The 19,135-nt window shown below is 65.5% G+C and carries 18 protein-coding genes; 7 read left to right on the top strand and 11 right to left on the bottom strand.

The window, feature by feature from the left end:
* The first annotated feature begins 40 nt into the window (after positions 1-40).
* The 4 genes from gcvPA (at position 41) to DM806_RS00510 (ending at position 4,572) form a co-directional block, all read left to right on the top strand.
* Positions 41-1,399: an aminomethyl-transferring glycine dehydrogenase subunit GcvPA gene (gene gcvPA / locus DM806_RS00525; RefSeq protein ID WP_179041331.1), complete on the top strand. Its 1,359-nt coding sequence runs from the start codon at positions 41-43 to the stop codon at positions 1,397-1,399.
* Entirely contained in the window at positions 1,396-2,967 is a 1,572-nt protein-coding gene (gene gcvPB / locus DM806_RS00520; RefSeq protein ID WP_179041330.1) for an aminomethyl-transferring glycine dehydrogenase subunit GcvPB, read from the top strand. Before gcvPA ends, gcvPB begins: the two co-directional genes overlap by 4 nt.
* On the top strand, positions 2,964-3,620 hold the full coding sequence (locus DM806_RS00515) for a DUF938 domain-containing protein (protein ID WP_179041329.1): 657 nt from the start codon (positions 2,964-2,966) through the stop codon (positions 3,618-3,620). The genes gcvPB and DM806_RS00515 overlap by 4 nt, the downstream gene beginning before the upstream one ends.
* A gap of 73 nt (positions 3,621-3,693) precedes the next feature.
* Positions 3,694-4,572, top strand: coding sequence for a hypothetical protein (locus tag DM806_RS00510; protein WP_179041328.1), 879 nt, complete (start codon positions 3,694-3,696; stop codon positions 4,570-4,572).
* On the opposite strand, the gene DM806_RS00505 is transcribed toward DM806_RS00510, so the two are convergent.
* The 5 genes from DM806_RS00505 to hrpB form a co-directional block, all read right to left on the bottom strand.
* Entirely contained in the window at positions 4,529-6,520 is a 1,992-nt protein-coding gene (locus DM806_RS00505) for an ATP-binding protein (protein ID WP_179041327.1), read from the bottom strand. The genes DM806_RS00510 and DM806_RS00505 overlap by 44 nt on opposite strands.
* A 124-nt stretch (positions 6,521-6,644) precedes the next feature.
* On the bottom strand, positions 6,645-7,871 hold the full coding sequence (spt, locus tag DM806_RS00500) for a serine palmitoyltransferase (protein WP_179041326.1): 1,227 nt from the start codon (positions 7,869-7,871) through the stop codon (positions 6,645-6,647).
* A 131-nt stretch (positions 7,872-8,002) separates the two neighbouring features.
* On the bottom strand, positions 8,003-8,248 hold the full coding sequence (locus tag DM806_RS00495; RefSeq protein ID WP_179041325.1) for an acyl carrier protein: 246 nt from the start codon (positions 8,246-8,248) through the stop codon (positions 8,003-8,005).
* 198 nt (positions 8,249-8,446) lie between these two features.
* Complete coding sequence (locus tag DM806_RS00490; RefSeq protein WP_179041324.1) at positions 8,447-8,725, bottom strand: ETC complex I subunit; 279 nt, start codon at positions 8,723-8,725, stop codon at positions 8,447-8,449.
* Positions 8,726-8,780: 55 nt separating this feature from the next.
* On the bottom strand, positions 8,781-11,261 hold the full coding sequence (hrpB, locus tag DM806_RS00485) for an ATP-dependent helicase HrpB (RefSeq protein ID WP_179041323.1): 2,481 nt from the start codon (positions 11,259-11,261) through the stop codon (positions 8,781-8,783).
* 155 nt (positions 11,262-11,416) lie between these two features.
* Between hrpB and DM806_RS00480 the strand changes: the two genes are divergently transcribed.
* A complete protein-coding gene (locus DM806_RS00480; protein WP_179041322.1) occupies positions 11,417-13,030 on the top strand; it encodes an ATP-binding protein in 1,614 nt (537 codons plus the stop codon).
* A gap of 49 nt (positions 13,031-13,079) precedes the next feature.
* Here DM806_RS00480 and DM806_RS00475 read toward each other — a convergent pair whose 3' ends face one another.
* Together DM806_RS00475 and DM806_RS00470 are read right to left on the bottom strand one after the other, a co-directional pair.
* Positions 13,080-13,859: a TSUP family transporter gene (locus tag DM806_RS00475; RefSeq protein ID WP_179041321.1), complete on the bottom strand. Its 780-nt coding sequence runs from the start codon at positions 13,857-13,859 to the stop codon at positions 13,080-13,082.
* Between the two features lie 111 nt (positions 13,860-13,970).
* The gene (locus DM806_RS00470; protein WP_179041320.1) at positions 13,971-14,999 is read right to left on the bottom strand and encodes a polyprenyl synthetase family protein; all 1,029 of its coding nucleotides are present in this window, start codon (positions 14,997-14,999) and stop codon (positions 13,971-13,973) included.
* 102 nt (positions 15,000-15,101) lie between these two features.
* On the opposite strand from DM806_RS00470, the gene DM806_RS00465 reads away from it, so the two are divergent.
* Positions 15,102-15,380, top strand: a complete 279-nt coding sequence (locus DM806_RS00465; RefSeq protein WP_179041319.1) for a chorismate mutase — start codon at positions 15,102-15,104, stop codon at positions 15,378-15,380.
* A 164-nt stretch (positions 15,381-15,544) separates the two neighbouring features.
* On the opposite strand, the gene DM806_RS00460 is transcribed toward DM806_RS00465, so the two are convergent.
* The 3 genes from DM806_RS00460 to DM806_RS00450 form a co-directional block, all read right to left on the bottom strand.
* A complete protein-coding gene (locus DM806_RS00460; RefSeq protein ID WP_179041318.1) occupies positions 15,545-16,468 on the bottom strand; it encodes a cupin-like domain-containing protein in 924 nt (307 codons plus the stop codon).
* 105 nt (positions 16,469-16,573) lie between these two features.
* Positions 16,574-17,470, bottom strand: coding sequence for a DMT family transporter (locus DM806_RS00455; protein WP_179041317.1), 897 nt, complete (start codon positions 17,468-17,470; stop codon positions 16,574-16,576).
* Positions 17,471-17,634: 164 nt separating this feature from the next.
* A complete protein-coding gene (locus tag DM806_RS00450) occupies positions 17,635-17,886 on the bottom strand; it encodes a hypothetical protein (RefSeq protein ID WP_179041316.1) in 252 nt (83 codons plus the stop codon).
* A 564-nt stretch (positions 17,887-18,450) separates the two neighbouring features.
* On the opposite strand from DM806_RS00450, the gene DM806_RS00445 reads away from it, so the two are divergent.
* Positions 18,451-18,915: a hypothetical protein gene (locus tag DM806_RS00445; protein WP_179041249.1), complete on the top strand. Its 465-nt coding sequence runs from the start codon at positions 18,451-18,453 to the stop codon at positions 18,913-18,915.
* Between the two features lie 38 nt (positions 18,916-18,953).
* Here DM806_RS00445 and DM806_RS26905 read toward each other — a convergent pair.
* Positions 18,954-19,135, bottom strand: a 182-nt coding sequence (locus DM806_RS26905) for a hypothetical protein (RefSeq protein WP_218647264.1), incomplete at its 5' end; no start/stop codon positions are given.

The raw sequence follows: 19,135 nt of genomic DNA, 5'->3' as shown, positions 1-19,135 counted from the left end.
ACTAGCCCTTCCCTTTCAAGGGAGGGGGGAGATATGTGAAATGCGCTACCTACCCCTTACCGACACCGACCGGCAGGAAATGCTGTCCGTCATCGGCGCTTCGTCGATCGACGACCTGTTCGTGGACGTGCCCGCCGAAGCCCGGCTTTCCGGCCAGATTGAAGGATTGCCCGATCATGCCAGCGAACTGGCGGTCGAGCGCCACATGGCGGCCCTCGCGCGCAAGAATCTGTCGGCAGGGGAGGCGCCTTTCTTCCTCGGCGCCGGCGCGTACAAGCATCATGTCCCCGCCAGCGTCGATCATCTGATCCAGCGCGGCGAGTTCCTGACCGCCTACACGCCCTATCAGCCGGAAATCGCGCAGGGCACGTTGCAGGTGCTGTTCGAATTCCAGACCCAGGTGGCGCGCCTGCTGGGTTGCGACGTCGCCAACGCGTCCATGTATGACGGCTCGACCGCCTGCTGGGAAGCGATCGGCATGGCCCGCCGCATCACCAAGCGTGGCAAGGCGCTGCTGTCGTCGGGCCTGCACCCCCATTATGTCTCGGTCGCCAACACCATGGCGAAGTTCACCGGCGACGTACTGGAGCATGAAAGCCCCACCCTCGACGCCGCGACCGACATCGACGCGCTGATCGCCAGCATCGACAAGGATACGAGCTGCGTCGTCGTGCAATATCCCGACATTCTCGGCCGTATCGCTGACCTGACCCCGCTCGCCGACGCCGCCCACGCGGTGGGCGCGCTGCTGGTCGCGGTGGTGACGGAACCCGTCGCGCTCGGTGCGATCAAGGCGCCGGGCCATATGGGCGCAGATATCGTCGTGGGCGAAGGCCAGTCGATCGGCGTCGGCCTCCAGTTCGGCGGTCCCTATCTCGGCCTCTTCGCCTGCAAGCAGAAATATGTCCGCCAGATGCCGGGCCGGCTTTGCGGTGAAACCCTTGATGCTTCGGGCAAGCGCGGCTTCGTGCTGACGCTCTCGACCCGCGAGCAGCATATTCGTCGCGAGAAGGCGACGTCGAACATCTGCACCAATTCGGGCCTGTGTGCGCTGGCGTTCAGCATCCACATGACGCTGCTCGGCGAAAAGGGGCTGCGCGAACTGGCTGTCCTGAACCATGGCCTGGCCGTGCAGGCCGCCGACCGTCTGGCGCAGGTTCCGGGCGTGACGCTGCTCAACGACAGCTTCTTCAACGAATTCACGCTGATCCTGTCGAAGGATGCGCGCGACGTCGTCCGCGCCCTCGCCGACAAGGGCGTGCTGGCAGGCGTCTCGCTCGGCCGCCTGTTCCCGACCGCGCCGGAGATCGGCAATGGTCTGGTCGTCGCCGTTACCGAGACGGTGACGCCTGAGGATATCGAAACCCTGGCCAAGGCGCTTGAGGAGGAACTGGCATGACCATGCTGAAGGAAGGCCGCCCCACCGCGCCGCAGGCCGTCAACGACGCCGACACCATCCCCGCGACCGCGACCGGCAACCGCGCGCTGATGCTGGAGGAAGCGCTGATCTTCGAGATCGGTTCGACCGACACCACCGGCGTCGATTTCGCTGATGCGCCCAAGGTCGCCAGCCGCCTCGGCAATCTCGCCCGCACCGACGGCATCGGCCTGCCCGGCCTGTCGGAGCAGGAGACGGTGCGCCATTATACCCGGCTGTCGCGCCAGAATTACGCCATCGACCTTGGCCTGTTCCCGCTTGGCAGCTGCACGATGAAGCACAACCCGCGCCTCAACGAGAAGGTCGCGCGGATGCCCGGTTTCGCAGATATCCATCCGCTCCAGCCGCAATCGACGGTGCAGGGCGCGCTGGCGGTGATCCATGAACTGGCCGCCTGGCTGGTGACGCTGACCGGTATGCATTCGGTCGCGATGTCGCCCAAGGCCGGCGCTCATGGCGAACTGTGCGGCCTGCTGGCGATCCGCGCCGCGCTGGAAGCCCGTGGTGACGCGCGCAGCGTCATCCTCGTGCCGGAAAGCGCACATGGCACCAACCCCGCCACCGCCGCCTTCTGCGGCTACAAGGTGGAGGATATCCCGGCGACCCCGGACGGCCGCGTCGACCTTGAAGCACTCAAGGCGCGCCTCGGCCCGGACGTTGCGGCGGTGATGATCACCAACCCCAACACCTGCGGCCTGTTCGAGCGCGACATGAAGACCATCTCCGACGCGGTCCATGCCGCCGGAGCCTTCGTCTATTGCGACGGCGCGAACTTCAACGCCATTGTCGGTCGGGTCCGTCCCGGGGACCTGGGTGTCGACGCGATGCACATCAACCTGCACAAGACCTTCTCGACGCCCCATGGCGGCGGTGGTCCGGGTTCGGGTCCGGTGGTTCTGTCCGAAGCGCTCACGCCCTTCGCGCCGCTGCCCTTCGTCGAAAAGCAGGGCGACGGCTTCGCGCTGGTCGAGGAAGAAACCGCCGATGAGCATCATGCCAGCAGCTTCGGCCGCATGGTCGCCTTCCATGGCCAGATGGGCATGTTTACCCGCGCGCTGACCTATATCCTCAGCCACGGCGCGGACGGTCTGCGTCAGGTGGCGGAGGACGCCGTCCTCAACGCCAACTATGTCCTGCGCAGCCTGGATGATGTGCTCGACGCGCCGTTCGGCGGCAGCGGCCCGTGCATGCATGAGGCGCTGTTCAGCGACAAGGGGCTGGCCGACGGCTTCACCACGCTCGACATCGCCAAGGGGCTGATCGACGAAGGCTTCCACCCGATGACCATGTATTTCCCGCTGGTCGTCCATGGTGCGATGCTGGTCGAACCCACCGAAACGGAAAGCAAGGCTGCGCTCGACCAGTTCATCCTGGCGCTGCGCAGCCTGGCCAACCGCGCCAAGGCTGGGGACGAAGCGCTCAAGGGCGCACCCTATTTCGCCCCGCGCCGCCGCCTCGACGAGACGCTGGCCGCGCGCAAGCCGGTCCTCACCTGGACCGAACCGGCGCTGGCGCAGGCCGCCGAATGACGAACGGGCCGGAGCCGTGGGAACCCGGTTCCGGCCCCGTTTCGGCGGGGCGGCCTGATCTCAGGCGTTATGCCCCCGCGACGATGCGCAACCGCGACGCCATCGCCACGGTGCTGCGCGACGCGCTGCCACCTGCCGGTCTCGTGCTGGAGGTGGCGAGCGGCAGCGGCGAACATGCCGTCCATTTCGCGGACGCCTTTCCCGATCTTGACTGGCAGCCCAGCGACCCCGATCCCGCCGCGCTGGCCTCGATCGCCGCATGGCGCGCCGACGCGCACCGTCCCAACCTCCGCCCGCCAATCCGGCTCGACGCCGCCGCCGACTGGCCGATCGCGCAGGCGGATGCGGTCCTCTGCATCAACATGGTGCATATTAGTCCATGGGACGCGACCCTTGGCTTGCTGAAAGGGGCAGGGGCCATATTGCCGCCCGGCGGCCTGCTCTATCTTTACGGCCCCTATCTGCGAGACGGCGTGGACACCGCGCCCAGCAACCTCGCCTTCGACGCTTCGCTCAGGGCACGCGACCCGCATTGGGGCTTGCGGCGGCTGGAGCATGTGATCGCAGCGGCCGAGGCGCAGGGGCTGGCGTTCGACCGGCTGGTCGAGATGCCGGCAAACAATCTGTCGCTGCTTTTTCACAGACAGGATTGAAGCTAAGCCGTGCTCCTGCGAAAGCAGCCCTGGGCTCCTGCTTTCACAGGGGCACGTCCTATATAGCGATACCATGCCTACCAAACTCCTTTCCCTCGTCACCGCCGAACTCACCGCGCCGGCCGATCCGCGCGCTGCCGCCATGGCCGGCGCGCTCGCGGCGAAATATCCTGATGCCGCCCGCGCCGTGCTGTTCTACGGCTCGTGCCTGCGGGAGAAGAATCTCGACGGGCTGATGCTGGATTTCTACCTGATCGTTTCGGACTATGCTGCCGCCTATGGCAAGAGCTGGCTGGCCCGCGCCAACCGGCTGATCCCGCCCAATGTCTTCCCGTTCGAACATGGCGGCCTGATCGCCAAATATGCGGTCCTGTCCGAAGCCGATTTCGCCCGGCTGAACAGTGTCGCCGCCGACAATGTGTCGGTCTGGGCGCGCTTCGCCCAGCCGTCGCGTCTGCTCTGGGCGTCCGACGACCTCGCCCGTCAGCGCGCCATTGCTGCTGTGGCGCAGGCCGCGCCGACCCTGTTGTCGCTCGCCCGGCCGATGGCGGAGGGGCAGGGCGATGCGCTCACCCTGTGGAAAACCGGCTTCACCCTGACCTATAATGCGGAACTGCGCGCGGAGAAGAAGGGGCGCTCGCTGTCGATCGTCGATGCCGATCCCGATCGCTATCGCCGCTTCGGCGAGGCCGCGCTGGCCGATGGCCTGCCGCCCGCGCCGCAGGATGGACCTGCCCAGTGGCGCCGCCTGCAGCAACGCGGCAAACGGCTGTCGGTGATCCGCCTGGCCAAGGCCAGCTTCACCTATGCCGGCGGGATCGATTATCTCGCGTGGAAGATCAACCGCCACGCCGGCACGCAGATCGAGATCAAGCCCTGGCAGCGGCGCTGGCCGCTGCTCGGCGCGGTCACTCTGCTGCCGCGGCTGTTCCGGGGTGGTGCGATCCGTTGAGCGCGACCGCCAGCGCCTGACCCAAGGCCATCAGGGTGTAAGGCTTGCGCAGTACCGCATGTCCCTCGAAATCGGCGCTGTCATTGGCGTCGCCGGCATAGCCGGTGACGAACAGCACCGGCAGGTGGCGGAAGATCGGCGGCAGGCTCTTGATCATCTCCGGCCCGGTCATGTCGGGCATCAGCACGTCGGTCATGATGAGGCCGATATCGACATTATTCGCCAGCAGCTTGGCCGCCTTGGACGGGTGATCGCAGGCGATCGGCAGATGGCCCAGTTCGCTGAGCGCCGCCATCGTCTGGTTGAGCACGCGCGGGTCATCCTCGACCACCAGGATGCGGGTCGGCGGATGCAGCACCGGCGCGCGGGCAAAGCCGTCCGCATCGGTATCCGCGCCCTCGATCTCCTGGGTCGACCGTGGCAGATAGATATGGACGCTGCTGCCCTTGCCCGGCTCGGACTCGATGCGGACCTCGCCCTCGCTCTGCCGCACGAAACCGAAAATCTGACTGAGGCCAAGGCCCGTACCCTTGCCGACCGGCTTGGTGGTGAAGAAGGGTTCAAACACCCGCGCCAGCACGTCGGGCGTCATGCCGCAACCGTCATCGGCCACGCTCAGCATGACATAATCGCCTGCCGTGCATTCGCCGATCTCGCCGGCCTTCAACGTCGTGCGGCCGGTCGACAGGGTCAGCTTGCCGCGTCCTTCCATCGCGTCGCGGGCATTGACGCACAGGTTCAGGATCGCATTCTCCATCTGGTGCTGGTCGACGAAGATGCGCCAGCCCTGCGCCTGATGGGTGAATCCGACGATGATCTGGTCGCCGATCGTGCGGTCGATCAGGTCGGCCATGCCGCGCAGCAGGCTGTCGGGATCGACTGCGCTGGGCAGCAGCGGTTCCGACCGGGCAAAGGCCAGCAGGCGGCGGGTCAGCGCGGCGGCGCGATTGGCGCCCTCCATCGCATTGTCGAGATGGCGCGCGGCCTCCTCCGGCTTCAGCCGCAGCTTGCGCTTGGCCAGTTCCAGCCCGCCGACGACGACGGCCAGCATATTGTTGAAGTCGTGCGCGATGCCGCCGGTCAGCTGGCCAACCGCGTCCATCTTCTGCATCTGGCGCAGATTGTCCTCAGCCGCCGCGCGCTCGGCGGATTCGCGCTTCAGCTGCTCATAGGCATCGGACAGTTCAGCGGTGCGGGCGCGGACGGCGGCGTCCAGCCGGTCGGCGCGCTCGGTCTCCAGTTCCGCCTGCCGCCGCGCCTTGCGCCGCTCGCCATAGGCGACATTGGCGAACCAGGCGATGAACAGGATGCAGACCAGCATGGCAAGGCCCAGCAGTCGCGACGTCTTGCCGACCCATTCGCTGCGATCCCCGGCAATCGTCACCGCCAGGCTGCGTTCGCGCAGTCGCGCATTTTCCGCGTTGATGACGAGATCCAGCAGCGCGGTGATCCGCCGCAAATCCTGGCTCTTGCCCGCCTGATGGAAGCGGCCCAGCGCGGACATCTTCTGGTCGTAGGTGGTCCGCAGGCCGATCTCGTTCAGCGTCTTGCCGCGCTGAGCGAAGGCATATTGCAGCGCCTCGACATTGCCGCGCTGCCAACCGGAATGGCGCGTCGCATAATAGAGCGCCTTGAGCTGGCTTGCCGCACCGCGCCACTGGTCCTGGAACAGGCGGCCGGTGTCGGGATCAAGGCTGATGACATAGCGGGCCAGCGTCACTTCGGCGCGGGCGGTGCGCGCCTCGAACCCGCGGGCGAGGGCGATGATCTCGAAACTGCGCTGCTGTTCGGCCAGCGCGCGCTGATGATCGCGCGAGGCATTGCTGGCGGTATAGAGCAGCGCGCCGAGCGAGCCGATCAGCAGCGCAACCAGCAGCAGCGGCACGACACGCCGCGCCACCGCGCGCCAACCGCTGGTCCCCACATCCTGAAATTCGCCCTCGGCCATCGACCGTTACACTAGACGAACAAGATTAACGGCGGAATATGATAGATCAAAGGTTCCATCGGCCAGTAACATTCCGTCGTGGTTAAGGCTCGATCGACCGTAATCTGCGCGTAAGGGCGCGATGTCAACCGATCGCGCCGGTCGCCTTGCCTGCTGCCTCGAACATGCCGATGATCTGTGTCACCTGCTCATCGCTATGGTCGGCGCACAGCGAACAGCGCAGCAGGAAGGTGCCGGCCGGGGTTGCCGGCGGGCGCGCCATGTTGACGTAGAGGCCCAGCTCCAGCAGCGTCTGCCACATCGCGACGGCTTGCATCTGGTCGGTCAGGATGACCGCAATGATCGCCGACTGCGGCGTCTCGCTGCCCAGCTTGAAGCCCAGGTCGCTCAGTCCCTTGTGCAGCCGCTGGCTGTTCTTCCACAAGTGCGCGCGCTTTTCGCCCGCATGCATCAGCTTGCGTATGCTGGTCGCGGCGGTGGCGACGACGCTGGGCGGCAGCGACGCGGTGAAGACGTAGGGGCGACACACAAGGCGCAGGATTTCGAACTTGGGATGGTTCGATACGCAGAAGCCGCCGACCGTGCCGACCGACTTGGAGAAGGTGCCGACCACGAAGTCGATCTCGCCCTCGACGCCCTGTTCCTCATAGGCGCCGCGACCGTTGGGACCGAAAAAGCCCATGCCATGGGCTTCGTCGCACAGGATCATGCAGTTGGGATGCTTGCGGATCGCGGCGACCATTTCGGGCAGCGGCGCGACGTCGCCCAGCATCGAATAAACGCCTTCCAGCACCACCAGCTTCAGCGCTTCGGCGGGCAGGCGGCCGAGGCGCTTGTCCAGATCCTCGACGCTGTTGTGGCGGAAGCGGACGATCTCCGCATTGCCGAGGCCACAGCCGTCATAAATGGACGCATGGCTGTCGGCGTCCAGCACGACATAATCGCCCTTGCCCGCGAGAGTGGAGATAATGCCCAGATTCGCCTGATAGCCGGTGGAGAAGACCATGGCGCCCGACGTGCCGTAAAATTCCTTGAGCGCGTCCTCAACTTCCTTGTGGCCCTGATAGGTGCCGTTCAGCACGCGGCTACCGGTGGTGCCCGCGCCGAACTCGTCCAGCGCCTGCTTGCCGGCCGCGACCACGTCGGGATCGAAGGTCATGCCCATATAATTATAGGTGCCGAGCAGGATGGTTTCCTTGCCCTTGATGATCGCGCGCGTGGGCGAGAGCACCTGGTCCATGACGATCGCGTAAGGGTCGCGCACGCCCGTCGCCAGCAGCGCCTCGCGCTCGTTGATGAGCGGATCGAACTTGGAGAAGAGGTCGCGGGTTTCGGTGGCGGCGTCGGTCATGACAAGAATCCCTATGCCGTTCGCCCTGAGTAGGGACTGAGCGAAGTCGAAGGCCCGTATCGAAGGGTCTTCCCGCTCCCGTCCTTCGATACGCCGCTTCGCGGCTACTCAGGACGAACGGAGTTATAAAATCAGGCGGCCTTCAGCTTGGCGACCGCGTCGACCAGCTGGCCGATCGTCTCGATCTCAGCCTGCATGTTCATGGTGATGATGATGTCGAACTCATCCTCGATGGCCGCGACGAAATCCATCACCGTCAGGCTGTCCCACTCCAGGTCGCCGGCGAAGGTGGTGGCTTCGCTCAGCTCGACGCCCTTCTTGTTGAAGGGGGCGATCTGCGCCGCAACGCTGTCGAAAATCTCGGTGCGATCGGTCATTATCGTGAAAATCTTTCCGTCAAAGCGCGGCCTCTGCCGCCTCAAACCGCCCTTTGGCAAGCGATTAAGGCGTCAATCGGGCAGTATCTGGCCCGAATGTGCAACCATAGCGATTTCTAATCAGATGGCACTATCTGTTGATTCGGGGCGGAATGCCAGCGCAGCTAAACCGCAATGCCAGGAGCAGGTAGCGGCCGATCAGCGGAAATTGTCGGCGTAGGCCTGCAATTTCAGTGTCTTGGGCGGGGTGGCGATGACGGTATAGGCGACACCCTTCTTTTCCGCATAGGCGACGGCGGCCTCCTGCGAGGGGAAGGTCAGCTTCAGCTGCTGCTGCGTGTCGCCCGAGCCGGCCCAGCCGGTCAGGGGGTCGGCCTGCTTCGCTTCGGCGGGCGCATATTCCAGCACCCATTTGTGGGTCAGCGCCTTGCCGGACTGGAGGGCGTTCTTCTGGATCTGATAGATGCGCGCGTTCATCGCGAAGGACTCCGTAAATTCGTGATGGTGCGTTGCACCAACGGTCACGCCCAAGTCAAGTATTGCGGGCGCCATGCCCTCTGGCGTCCGCATTTTTGGTCCGCAATGTGGCGCTGGCGCTTGCGGGATCGTCGGGCCAGGGATGGCGCGGGTATCGGCCGCGCATTTCCTTGGCGACGTCGCGCCAGTTGCCCGCCCAGAATCCGGGCAGGTCGCGGGTCGTCTGAATAGGCCGCCCGGCGGGCGAGGTGAGGGACAGGACCAGCGGGATGCGCTGGCTCCCCACGGTCGGATGCTCCGACAGGCCGAACAGCGCCTGCACGCGCAGCTCGACGCGCGGCCCGCCCTCAGCCGCATAGTCGATCGCATGGTTGCTGCCGGCGGGCGACCGGAAATCGGGCGGCGCGAGCCGATCAAGCTGCTGCTTGCCGTCCCAGCCGATCAACCCCTCCAGCACACCCGATAGTTGCGAGCGGTCGATGTCCGACAGCCGTCGCTTGCCCACCAGCAGCGAAGGCAGCCAGTCGTCCAACGTCACGATCAGCGCCGCGTCAGATAGCGCCTCAAGGCCGGCAAACTCCCCGCGCATCCGCAGCGACTGCGCCGCCTCCGACCAGGGCAGCAGCGACAGTCCGCCCTGCCGCACGCCATCCAGCAGCGCCGCCACTACTGCTTCCGGGTCGGGCCTGTCGTCCGATCCGGAGGAGAGCCGCACCGCGCCGATCCGCCGCTCACGCAGGGCTTCGATCCCGCCATTGACAGGGCGGAACTTCACGGTGCGATGCTCCGCGATCCGCGAACCGAACAGGGCGATTACATCGCCCTCGTCGATCGGCGCGGCGGACAATATGCGCGCGCCGGCAGCGCTGCCCTGCACCTCGCCCACCGCCAGCCACTGCTCCCGCGCCAGCGGCGACAGCGGATCAAGCCGAAACCCGCGCCCGCCGACACTCGCCCAGTCCGCGCCATCGGCGGAGCGGCGTTTCGCCACGCGATCGGGAAAGGCGAGGGCGAGGCAGAGGCCGACTTGATGCTCGCCAAAGGCCGCGCTCCGCGCGCCGGGGATCAGCTTCGCCCACCTTTTTACCAGCCCTCGCGCCGCATCCGCGCGCTTGCCGCTTTCGCGCCGCCAGCGCTGCCGCCGCAGGGTGAGATCCGTATCCTGCCCGCCAATGCCGCGCTCGCCCAGCAGCACGGCGACCTCGGCCGCGACCTCCGCCAGCCCCATCTCTCCTGCGCGCACCAGCATGTGCGCGATCCTCGGCGACAGCGGCAGCTTCGCCAGCGTCTTGCCATGCGGGGTGATGCGGCCATCGGCGTCCAACGCCTCCAGCACGGTCAGCCGCCTGCGCGCTTCCTCCACCGCTGCGGCGGGCGGGACGTCCAGCCAGCGCAGCGCGCCCGGATCGCTCACGCCCCAGAGCGCGCAATCGAGCAGCAGGCTCGACAGGTCGCTTTCCAATATCTCCGGCGGGTCGAAGGGCGGCATCCCCGCGCTCGCCGCCGCTTCCCACAGCCTATAGGCGACGCCCGGCCGCTGGCGCGCGGCGCGGCCCGCGCGCTGGGTCGCCGACGCCTGGCTGGCGCGCTCCGTCACCAGCCGGGTTACGCCCGCTGCCCGGTCGTAGCGCGGCCGCCGCGCCAATCCGCTGTCCACCACGATCCGCACCCCGTCGATGGTCAGGCTGGTTTCCGCGATCGAGGTGGCGAGGATCACCTTGCGTCGCCCCTCGCGCGACCGGCGGATCGCCGCCCGCTGCGCACCCGGATCGAGCGAGCCGTGCAGCATATGCACCTCATAGGAGCCGCCCTCGATACGCTCGGCCGTCCGCTCGATCTCGCGCACGCCGGGCAGGAAGGCGAGCAGGTCGCCCTCCGCCTCCTCGGTCAGCGCCCGGCGGATCGTCGCCGCCATCTCGTCCTCGATCCGCTTTTCCGACGCGCGGCCGACATGGCGCAGTTCCAGCGGCTGGATACGCCCCTCGCTCTCGATGACGGGCGCCCCGTCCAGCAGCGTCGCGAACCGCGCCCCGTCCAGGGTCGCCGACATCGGCACGATCCGCAGGTCTGGCCGCAGCGCGCCTTGCGCGTCCAACGCCAGCGCCAGCCCGAAATCACTGTCCAGGCTGCGCTCATGCACTTCGTCGAACAGCACCGCCGACACACCCGCCAGTTCGGGATCATCCTGAATCCGCCGCACGAAAATGCCCTCGGTCAGCACCAGCAGCCGCGTCTTGCCGCTCACCTTACTGTCCATCCGCGTCGCATAACCGACCGTGCCGCCCGGCTGCTCGCCCATCATCTCGGCGATCCGCTCCGCCGCCGCCCGCGCCGCCAGCCGGCGCGGCGACAGCAGCAGCACCTGATCCGTGCACCATGGCTCGTCCAGCAGCGCCGGGGCGACCGCCGTCGTCTTGCCCGCGCCCGGCGGCGCCACCAGCACGGCATTGCTCCCCTTCCGCAACGCGGCCAGCAGGTCGGGCAGGACGGCGTCGATCGGCAGGGGGATCGGGAGGGGGATCGGCGGGGCGCTCATCGCCGATCCTCTCGCGCCAATTTTGTCAAACCGCAAGGCGCGGAAATTTGGAACGTGCAGGGAAACAGTTGGCTGTCCGCACGTTACGCGGGCACAACGGTCGAATATATGTTGGCTTCCGTGCGGGTGGCGCGGCACGGTGAAGGGGGAAAGAGATGGCAAGCCTGACCGGGGATGCGGAACGTTACCGCACTCTGTTCGAGACGATGGACGAAGGCTTCTGCATCATCGAATTCTTCGATGGGCCGCACGGTCCGCTGAGCGATTATATCCATGTCGAGGCGAACGCCGCCTATGAACGCCATGCCGGCATCCCCAATGTCGTGGGGCAGAAGCTGCGCGAAATGGTGCCGGACGAGGCCGATGGCTGGGTCGAACTCTACGGCAGCGTGCTCCATAGCGGCCAGCCGATCCGCTTCCAGCGCGAACTGGAGGCGACCGGCCATTATCTCGAAGTCTCCTCCTTCCGCGTCGGCCCATTCGAGAACCGGCAGGTCGCGGTGCTGTTCAACGACATCACCGATCGTATCGCTGCGGATAAGGCGCAACGGGCGCTGAACGAAACGCTGGAGGCGCGCGTCGCGCAGGCGCTGGCCGAACGCGAGGAGGCCGAAAGCGCCCTGCGACAGGCGCAGAAGATGGAGGCGGTGGGCCAGTTGACCGGCGGCCTTGCCCATGACTTCAACAATCTGCTGGCCGGCATTTCCGGCGCGTTCGAGATGATCGGCGTGCGGCTGGCGCAGGGGCGCACCGCTGATGTCGAGAAATATCTGGCCGCGGGACAGGGCGCGACGCGCCGGGCCGCGGCGCTGACCCATCGGCTGCTCGCTTTTTCCCGTCGCCAGACATTGTCGCCCAAGCCGACGGTCATCAACCGGCTGCTCAATGACGTATCGGAACTGGTGCGCCGGACCGTCGGTCCGCAGATCGAGGTGCAGACCATTGCCGCCAGCGGTCTCTGGCCTGCGCTGGTCGACGCCAACCAGCTCGAAAATGCGCTGCTCAATCTCTGCATCAACGCGCGCGACGCCATGCCAGACGGCGGCAAGATCACGATCGAGACGGCCAATCGCTGGCTCGACGATCGCACCGCACGCGACCATGGGCTGACGCCCGGCCAATATGTCACCGTCTGCACCAGCGACACCGGCACGGGCATCGACAAGTCGATACTCGACCGGGTGTTCGATCCCTTCTTCACCACCAAGCCGATTGGTGAAGGAACGGGCCTTGGCCTTTCGATGGTCTATGGCTTCGCACGCCAGAGCGACGGCCATGTCCGCATCTATTCGGAAACCGGGGAGGGGACGATGGTCTGCATCTATCTGCCCCGCCATCGCGGCGAGGAAGAGGAGGAACTGCCCCTCCCGACCGATGTCGCGATCGACGCCGACGCGGGTGAAACCGTGCTGGTGATCGACGATGAACCCTCGGTGCGGATGCTGGTATGCGATGCGCTTGGCGACCTTGGCTATCATTGCCTGGAGGCGGGCGACGGACCGGCGGGCCTGCGCATCCTTGAATCGGGAGCGAAGGTCGATCTGCTCGTGACGGACGTCGGCCTGCCGGGCGGATTGAACGGCCGCCAGGTCGCCGACGCCGCCCGTGTGCTGCGCCGCGATCTCAAGATATTGTTCGTGACCGGCTATGCGGAAAATGCGGTGCTGAACCACGGCCATATCGAACATGGCATGGAAGTGCTGACCAAGCCCTTCGCGGTGGAAGAACTGCGCCGCAGGGTGGTGACGCTGTTGCAAGTGGAAAGCTAAAGCCCCTCCCCTTCAGGGGAGAGGTGGGGGCGAGCGAAGCGAGCTGCGTTCACCCGAACAGATAGATATGGATCGGGTTCTTCGGGTCCAGCAGCATCTTGGCGGTCAGCGCCAGCGACATCACGATCAGCAGCGGCTTGATCAGGCGCGATCCGAAGCGCATCGCCAGATAGGAACCGATCTGCCCGCCGGTGATGCTGCCCACCGCCATGGCGAGGCCCGCGATCCAGATGACATGACCGCCCGCGATCATGGTCAGCAGGCCCGCGACGTTGCTTGCCAGATTGGCCGCCTTGGTCTGCGCCGTCGCCCGCAGGATGGAAAGGCCGCCCAGCGCGAGGAAGATGGTCGTGTAGAAAGCGCCCGCGCCCGGCCCGAAAAAGCCGTCGTAAAAGCCGACCACGGCGATCAGGCCCGACAGCGCCGCCATGCCGACCCGCGCATGACGATCCGCGTCGCTCAGCTTGGGCGAGAAGGTGAAATAGGCCGCGAGCGCGATCAGCAGCGCGGGCATCAGGCCCGCCAGGATCGACGGATCGACCCGCTGCAACAGCCATGCCCCCGCGACCGACCCGGCAAAGGCCGCCATCACCGGCCATTTATAGGTCTTCAGGTCCATATGCCCCCGCCGCGCATAGGCGACGCAGGCGCCGAAGGTGCCGAGGCTGGATTGCAACTTGTTGGTCGCCACCGCCTGCACCGGCGGCACGCCGGCGGCCAGCAGCGCGGGCAGGGCGATCAGGCCGCCGCCGCCCGCCATCGCATCGATGCACCCGGCCATCAGCGCGGCGGCCATGAGGAAGGCGATGGTTTCGGGGGACAGGATCATGGCCGGAGTCAGGCTCCGCCCTCTCGCCCATTCGGGCTGAGCTAAGTCGAAGCCCTCTACTTTCTTTGTCAGGGGATGGCGTCAGATCGAACGATCAGGCGCCCGAAAGCCTCAATAGGCCCGCGCTATAGCGAACTCCACCGCTTCGGTAAGGGCCGCTTTGGCCTTGCCGGCATCGAACATGCCCAGCGCGTCGATCGCCCGCTGGCCGTAATGGCGTGCGCGCGCCATCGTGTCGGCGATCGCGCCGGTCTTGCGCAGCAGCCCGGTGGCGTGGGCCAGATCTTCGTCGCTGATCTTGTGGCCGGCGATCGCTGCCTTCCAGAAGGCGCGATCTTCCTCCGACCCGCGCGCATAGGCCAGGATCACCGGCAGCGTCACCTTGCCGTCGCGGAAATCGTCGCCCGCATCCTTGCCCATGGTCGCGCCGTCCGATTCATAGTCGATCGCGTCGTCGATCAGCTGGAAGGCGATGCCAAGGTTCCGGCCATAGACGTCCAGCGCCTGCTCCTCGCCCTCGCTGCGATCGGCGACCACGGCGGAAATGCGGCAGGCAGCGGCGAACAGGGCGGCGGTCTTTGCGCCGATGATATCCAGATATTGTTCTTCGCTGGTGTCGATCTTGCGCTGGGCGGTCAGCTGGTTGACCTCGCCCTCGGCGATCACGGCCGATGCGTTGGACAGGATCTTGAGCACCTTGAGCGACTCGGCCTCGACCATCAGCTCGAACGAGCGGGAGAAGAGGAAATCGCCCACCAGTACGCTGGCGCTGTTGCCCCAGATGATGTTCGCGGTCTTGCGGCCCCGGCGCAGGCCCGATCCGTCGACGACATCATCGTGCAGCAGGGTGGCGGTGTGGATGAACTCGACCGCGGCGGCCAGTTTATAGTGGCGGCTGCCCGCATAGCCGACCAGATCGGCGCAGGCGAGCGTCAGCATCGGCCGCAGCCGCTTGCCGCCGCCGGCGATCAGATGGCCCGCCAGTTCGGGGATCAGCGGAATGCGCGACTGCATCCGGTCCAGGATGACGGCGTTGACCTGGTTCATGCCGTCGGCGACCAGGTTCAGGATGGGCGTGAGCGATGGCTCCGCTTTTGCGCGACCAATCGGATGGACGTTACCGGGGGCGGGTGCTGTCATGCCGCGTCATGTGGCGGGGCAAAAAGCTAAACGCAAGCGGGAATAGCTTGCGCCCGCCGCCGGATGCGGCAAAAAGCGCGCCATCTGGAACCGGAGGCCCAAGTGGACGAGACTTTGACACGCTATCGCGAAAGCATCGACAATATCGACGCGGCGCTGGTGTTCATGCTGGCCGAGCGGTTCAAGGTCACGCAGGCCGTCGGCGAGTATAAGGCGACTCACGATCTGCCCCCCGCCGATCCCGGCCGCGAGGAACGCCAGATCGCCCGCCTGCGCCAGCTCGCGCTCGACGCGAATCTGGACCCGGACTTCACCGAGAAATTCCTGCGCTTCATCATCGACGAAGTGATCCGCCACCACGAACGGCTGCGCGAGGGCTGAAAGCGCGATCGAGCTTTCTGAATTAGGGTTAGTCGAGAGTCAGTTCAGGTGGAGCCGAAAAGTGTGATTTTCGAGTACCGGAGCGCAGCGTACTTAAGTACGTGAGCACCGGAACGCAGAAAAGCGCGCTTTGCAGGCCCGCCTGAACTGACTCCCGGCTAACCCTATCCGGCAGGGTAGCCCTCATGCCCGGCATTGGGCCAATGGAATCCGGTATAGGTCAGCATGGTCGAAAAGCTTTCCGATCGCACCTGATGCCACCAGCCGATCGGGATGAAGAGCAGGTCGCCCGGTCCCAGCAGCACCTCGTAGCGCAGAACATCCCGAGCCTGCGGATAAGCCGCCAGCCGCGCCGCGTCGGTCACGTCCCGCACGTCGCTGAACACATGGGTGCGGTGCGCCAGCCGCTTCGTCTGCGACGGCGGGATCAGGATCACGCGCTTGGTCCCTGTCACCTGCGCCAGCAGATTGTTGGTCAGGTCGAAATGCAGCGGCGTGAACGCGCCTTCGCCGCCGATCCACAGCATCCCCGGCGCGCGCGTCAGATAGGCGTCGATTGTCCCCAAGTCGGGCTGTAGCGGCGCCAGCGCCGGGCCATTGGCCGCGCTGTTATAGGCCGTCAGATAGGCGTCATTGCCGCCGTCCCGCACCAGCGCGATGAAGTCGCGAAATGGCGCGCGTCGCCTGTGCCGATCCTTGGCCAGTTCATAATCGCCCGCGGCGCTGCGCCCGCCCTGATATTCGACCATCGCGTCGCCGACCGCTTCGGCCAGATAGTCGGGCGTCCAGCGGTCCAGCGCCGGCCAGCCCGCCATCATCCCCTTGATCAGCACCGGCCGCCCCGCCGCATAGAAGCCGTGGAGAAAATCCTCCCCCGACAGATTGTCCGCCGTCAGCAGGCCGGAGGCATAGGGGGAGAGCGCCCGCTGCCGTTCCTGCACGTCCAGCAGCCAGTCGCGACGCCGAAGCGCAAGCGCGTCTTCGGCCGGCTGCGGTCCGGGCGCGGTGCTGAAATCTATCTGGCGCAACGCCATCTGCAACCGCATGTCGGCGGCCTGGGCGGGGAGGGAGGGCGGACGCTTGCTCATGGCCCATTCTGGCGCAGGATGGTGACGCCAATGTTTCAGCCCGTGACGCGCATATGACGCATCTCCGTTCGCTTCGGGCCTGCCGGGAAGCGGGGGGGGCGATGCTCAGGCGGGTTCGGCTACTTCCGCCTCGGCCTTCTTGCCCCGCGACCGTCCCAGCAGCACGCCGCCCAGCGCCAGCGCAAAGCCGGCCAGCTGGACCGGGCCCAACCGCTCGCCGAACAGCAGCCAGGCCTCGATCGCGGCGAGCGGCGGCACCAGCAGCAACAGCATCGACATGCGCGTCGCGCCCTGATGCCGCACCAGCCATACCAGCAGCGATAGCCCCGCCGCCGACAGGCCCAGCACCGACCAGCCAAGCCCGATCCACAGGATCGGATCATTGTCCCAGCGCCATTCGCCCACGATCAGCGTCGCCATGATCGCCACCAGCGCACCGCCCAGATTCTGCGCCGCACCCGACATCAGGATCGGATCGCCGGCAATCGCGCCGCGCTGGATCAACGTCCCGCCGGTCATGGCGATGATCGCCGCGATGCCAGCCACGGCGGGGATCACCGGCACCGCGCCCGCGCCGCTGCGCTCGATCGCGGGCAGCAGCACGCAGGTCACGCCGGCGATCGCGATGGCTAGGCCGCCCCAGGCCCGTCCCGGCAGTCGTTCGCCCAGCAGCGCGACGCTCGCCACGGCGACCATCAGTGGCTGGGTCGCACCCAGCAGCGACATGATCCCGGCCGGCATGCCATGGCTCACGGCCCACCAGCTGACGGTCAGATAGAGGCCATGCAGCATCGCCCCGGCGGTCAGGTGCAGCCCCAGGCGCCTGCCATGGGGCCAGCCCTGCCGCGCATAGACAGCCGCTGCCGCCAGTAGCAGCGTCGTCGCGCTCAGCCGCACCGCCAGCACCAGTTCCGGCGCGCCATGCGGCACCACGGCGCGCGCGACGATGAAGCCGGTGGACCAGATCAGGACGAAGAGGATGGAGGCGACAAGACCGAACATGCCGCCGCCTTTGGCGGAAGGGCGGGGCGATGTCGAGCCGGAGGAAGGGAGAAAGGCCTCACGCCTCCCTCCGCCTCATCGCCGGGTGTCAGTCCCTTCCTCTTCGGCGGCCTGGGCGGCGCGGCAATGCGACGAAGAAGCCGGTCGCATCCGCCGGTTCGGGGCTATTGGATCGCTACCGCGCTCCGCACGGGGGTACCCAGCGCCATCATGGCCGCTTCGATCATCTGCCTGTGGGCATCGCTGCCGCGGACCACATCCGGCCAGGGCTGGCCGGTGGCGGAGCCATGGCTGTCCTGCCATATCTTGCCGGCCACCAAATCTATCTCTTCTTCGGTAGGCTGATGTTGTTCGGCCAGGCATCGAATTAAAAGCTTATGAAAAAGCTTTCCGGAATTCGGCTGAATTCGGTTCATTGGCATCCTCTCCCTGGCGTCGATGTTTTCTCGACTGCCGTAGCGGAAACTGCATGATTCGCGCTTTTCCGTCAACGGGCCTGAAATTTGTCTAAACTTCTTTTATATCAATTACTTAAATTAAGCTATTGTCCTGTTTTATAAATATTTTGTCTAATGTCACAAAAATACTTCGTGATGTCCGGATTGTACAATCCGAATCCTGATGATTGCTTACATTCAAATGGCGACCCGGAGGTTCTTTTGACGAAGAGACTCCGACTTGGGCCGACTGGACGGGTCGGCCCAGTTTTTATGCGCAGCACCAGCATTATAGCACAGGAGTTCTCCTCCGCAGCGGCGCAAGGCGGCTTGCGGCAGCGCCAAGGTGCCGACCGGGATGGGTGGAAAGGGGAACAGCCGCTTTCGGTGATCCGATGGACAGAGCGAACCACGCACGCTCCCGCCATACTGATTGTAATTTGCTGACCGACTTACCATCTATCCTCCACCGTTCAGCAAATTCAGCATGTGGACGGCTGAGAGATGTGACGCGCTCCCGCTTAAACGCAGAGGAGCAGCATTATGGCCCGGCCGAAAGATAACACTTCTTCACGCGACCTCAGTATAAACTCGTGGGAAGACGATGGCGGATGTGTTCAGCCTGATTGGCAACATCGCGACCTCAATTCCTTGCTCGCGCAAGAGCAAATTTCCATTATGAACGCTGAAATAGCTGTAAGCGGTGCGGCGTATGAATTTCATCGCGACGCCTCTCTACATACCCGGCAGCTAGTCAACGCTACTCCGTATCCTGAGCATGGCCCCCATGTCTTCGCCCAGGAACGTGCAGGGAAAACGGCTGATTATGGCGAAAGCCTCAAGGCCTTAAAGAGAGTTGTGGAAAGGAACGAGCGCTTGTTAGCGCGCGAGTTTGCCGACGGCCAAGTCAGCGGCAAGGCATTCCAGAATCGTAGCCGATTCCTGAGGCAAGATCGGGCAAAGATAGTTGCTATGTCGCATGCTGCTCGCACGGAGAATGCATCGTGACAACGAATGTGGAACTGGGAAATGGACCGGGACTGGGGCTAGCACCACTCTCTGAAGCGGAAGTGACCGAAATGGCGAACCTTGGGATTTTGCGCCGACCGATCGACTCCTTTAGCGTTGGCGCATTCCGATACAGCAAGCTGAAGGAAGCAATCGCGCAGGCCAAGCGGCAGCTTTCTGAGCGGACCCGGAACGGTTCTAAGGTCTGAAACTGGTCGTT

Source organism: Sphingobium lactosutens, from assembly GCF_013393185.1.
Classification (GTDB): domain Bacteria; phylum Pseudomonadota; class Alphaproteobacteria; order Sphingomonadales; family Sphingomonadaceae; genus Sphingobium; species Sphingobium lactosutens_A.
The sequence above is the reverse complement of the archived record's forward strand: the minus strand, read 5'-3'. Positions and strand labels throughout refer to the sequence as shown.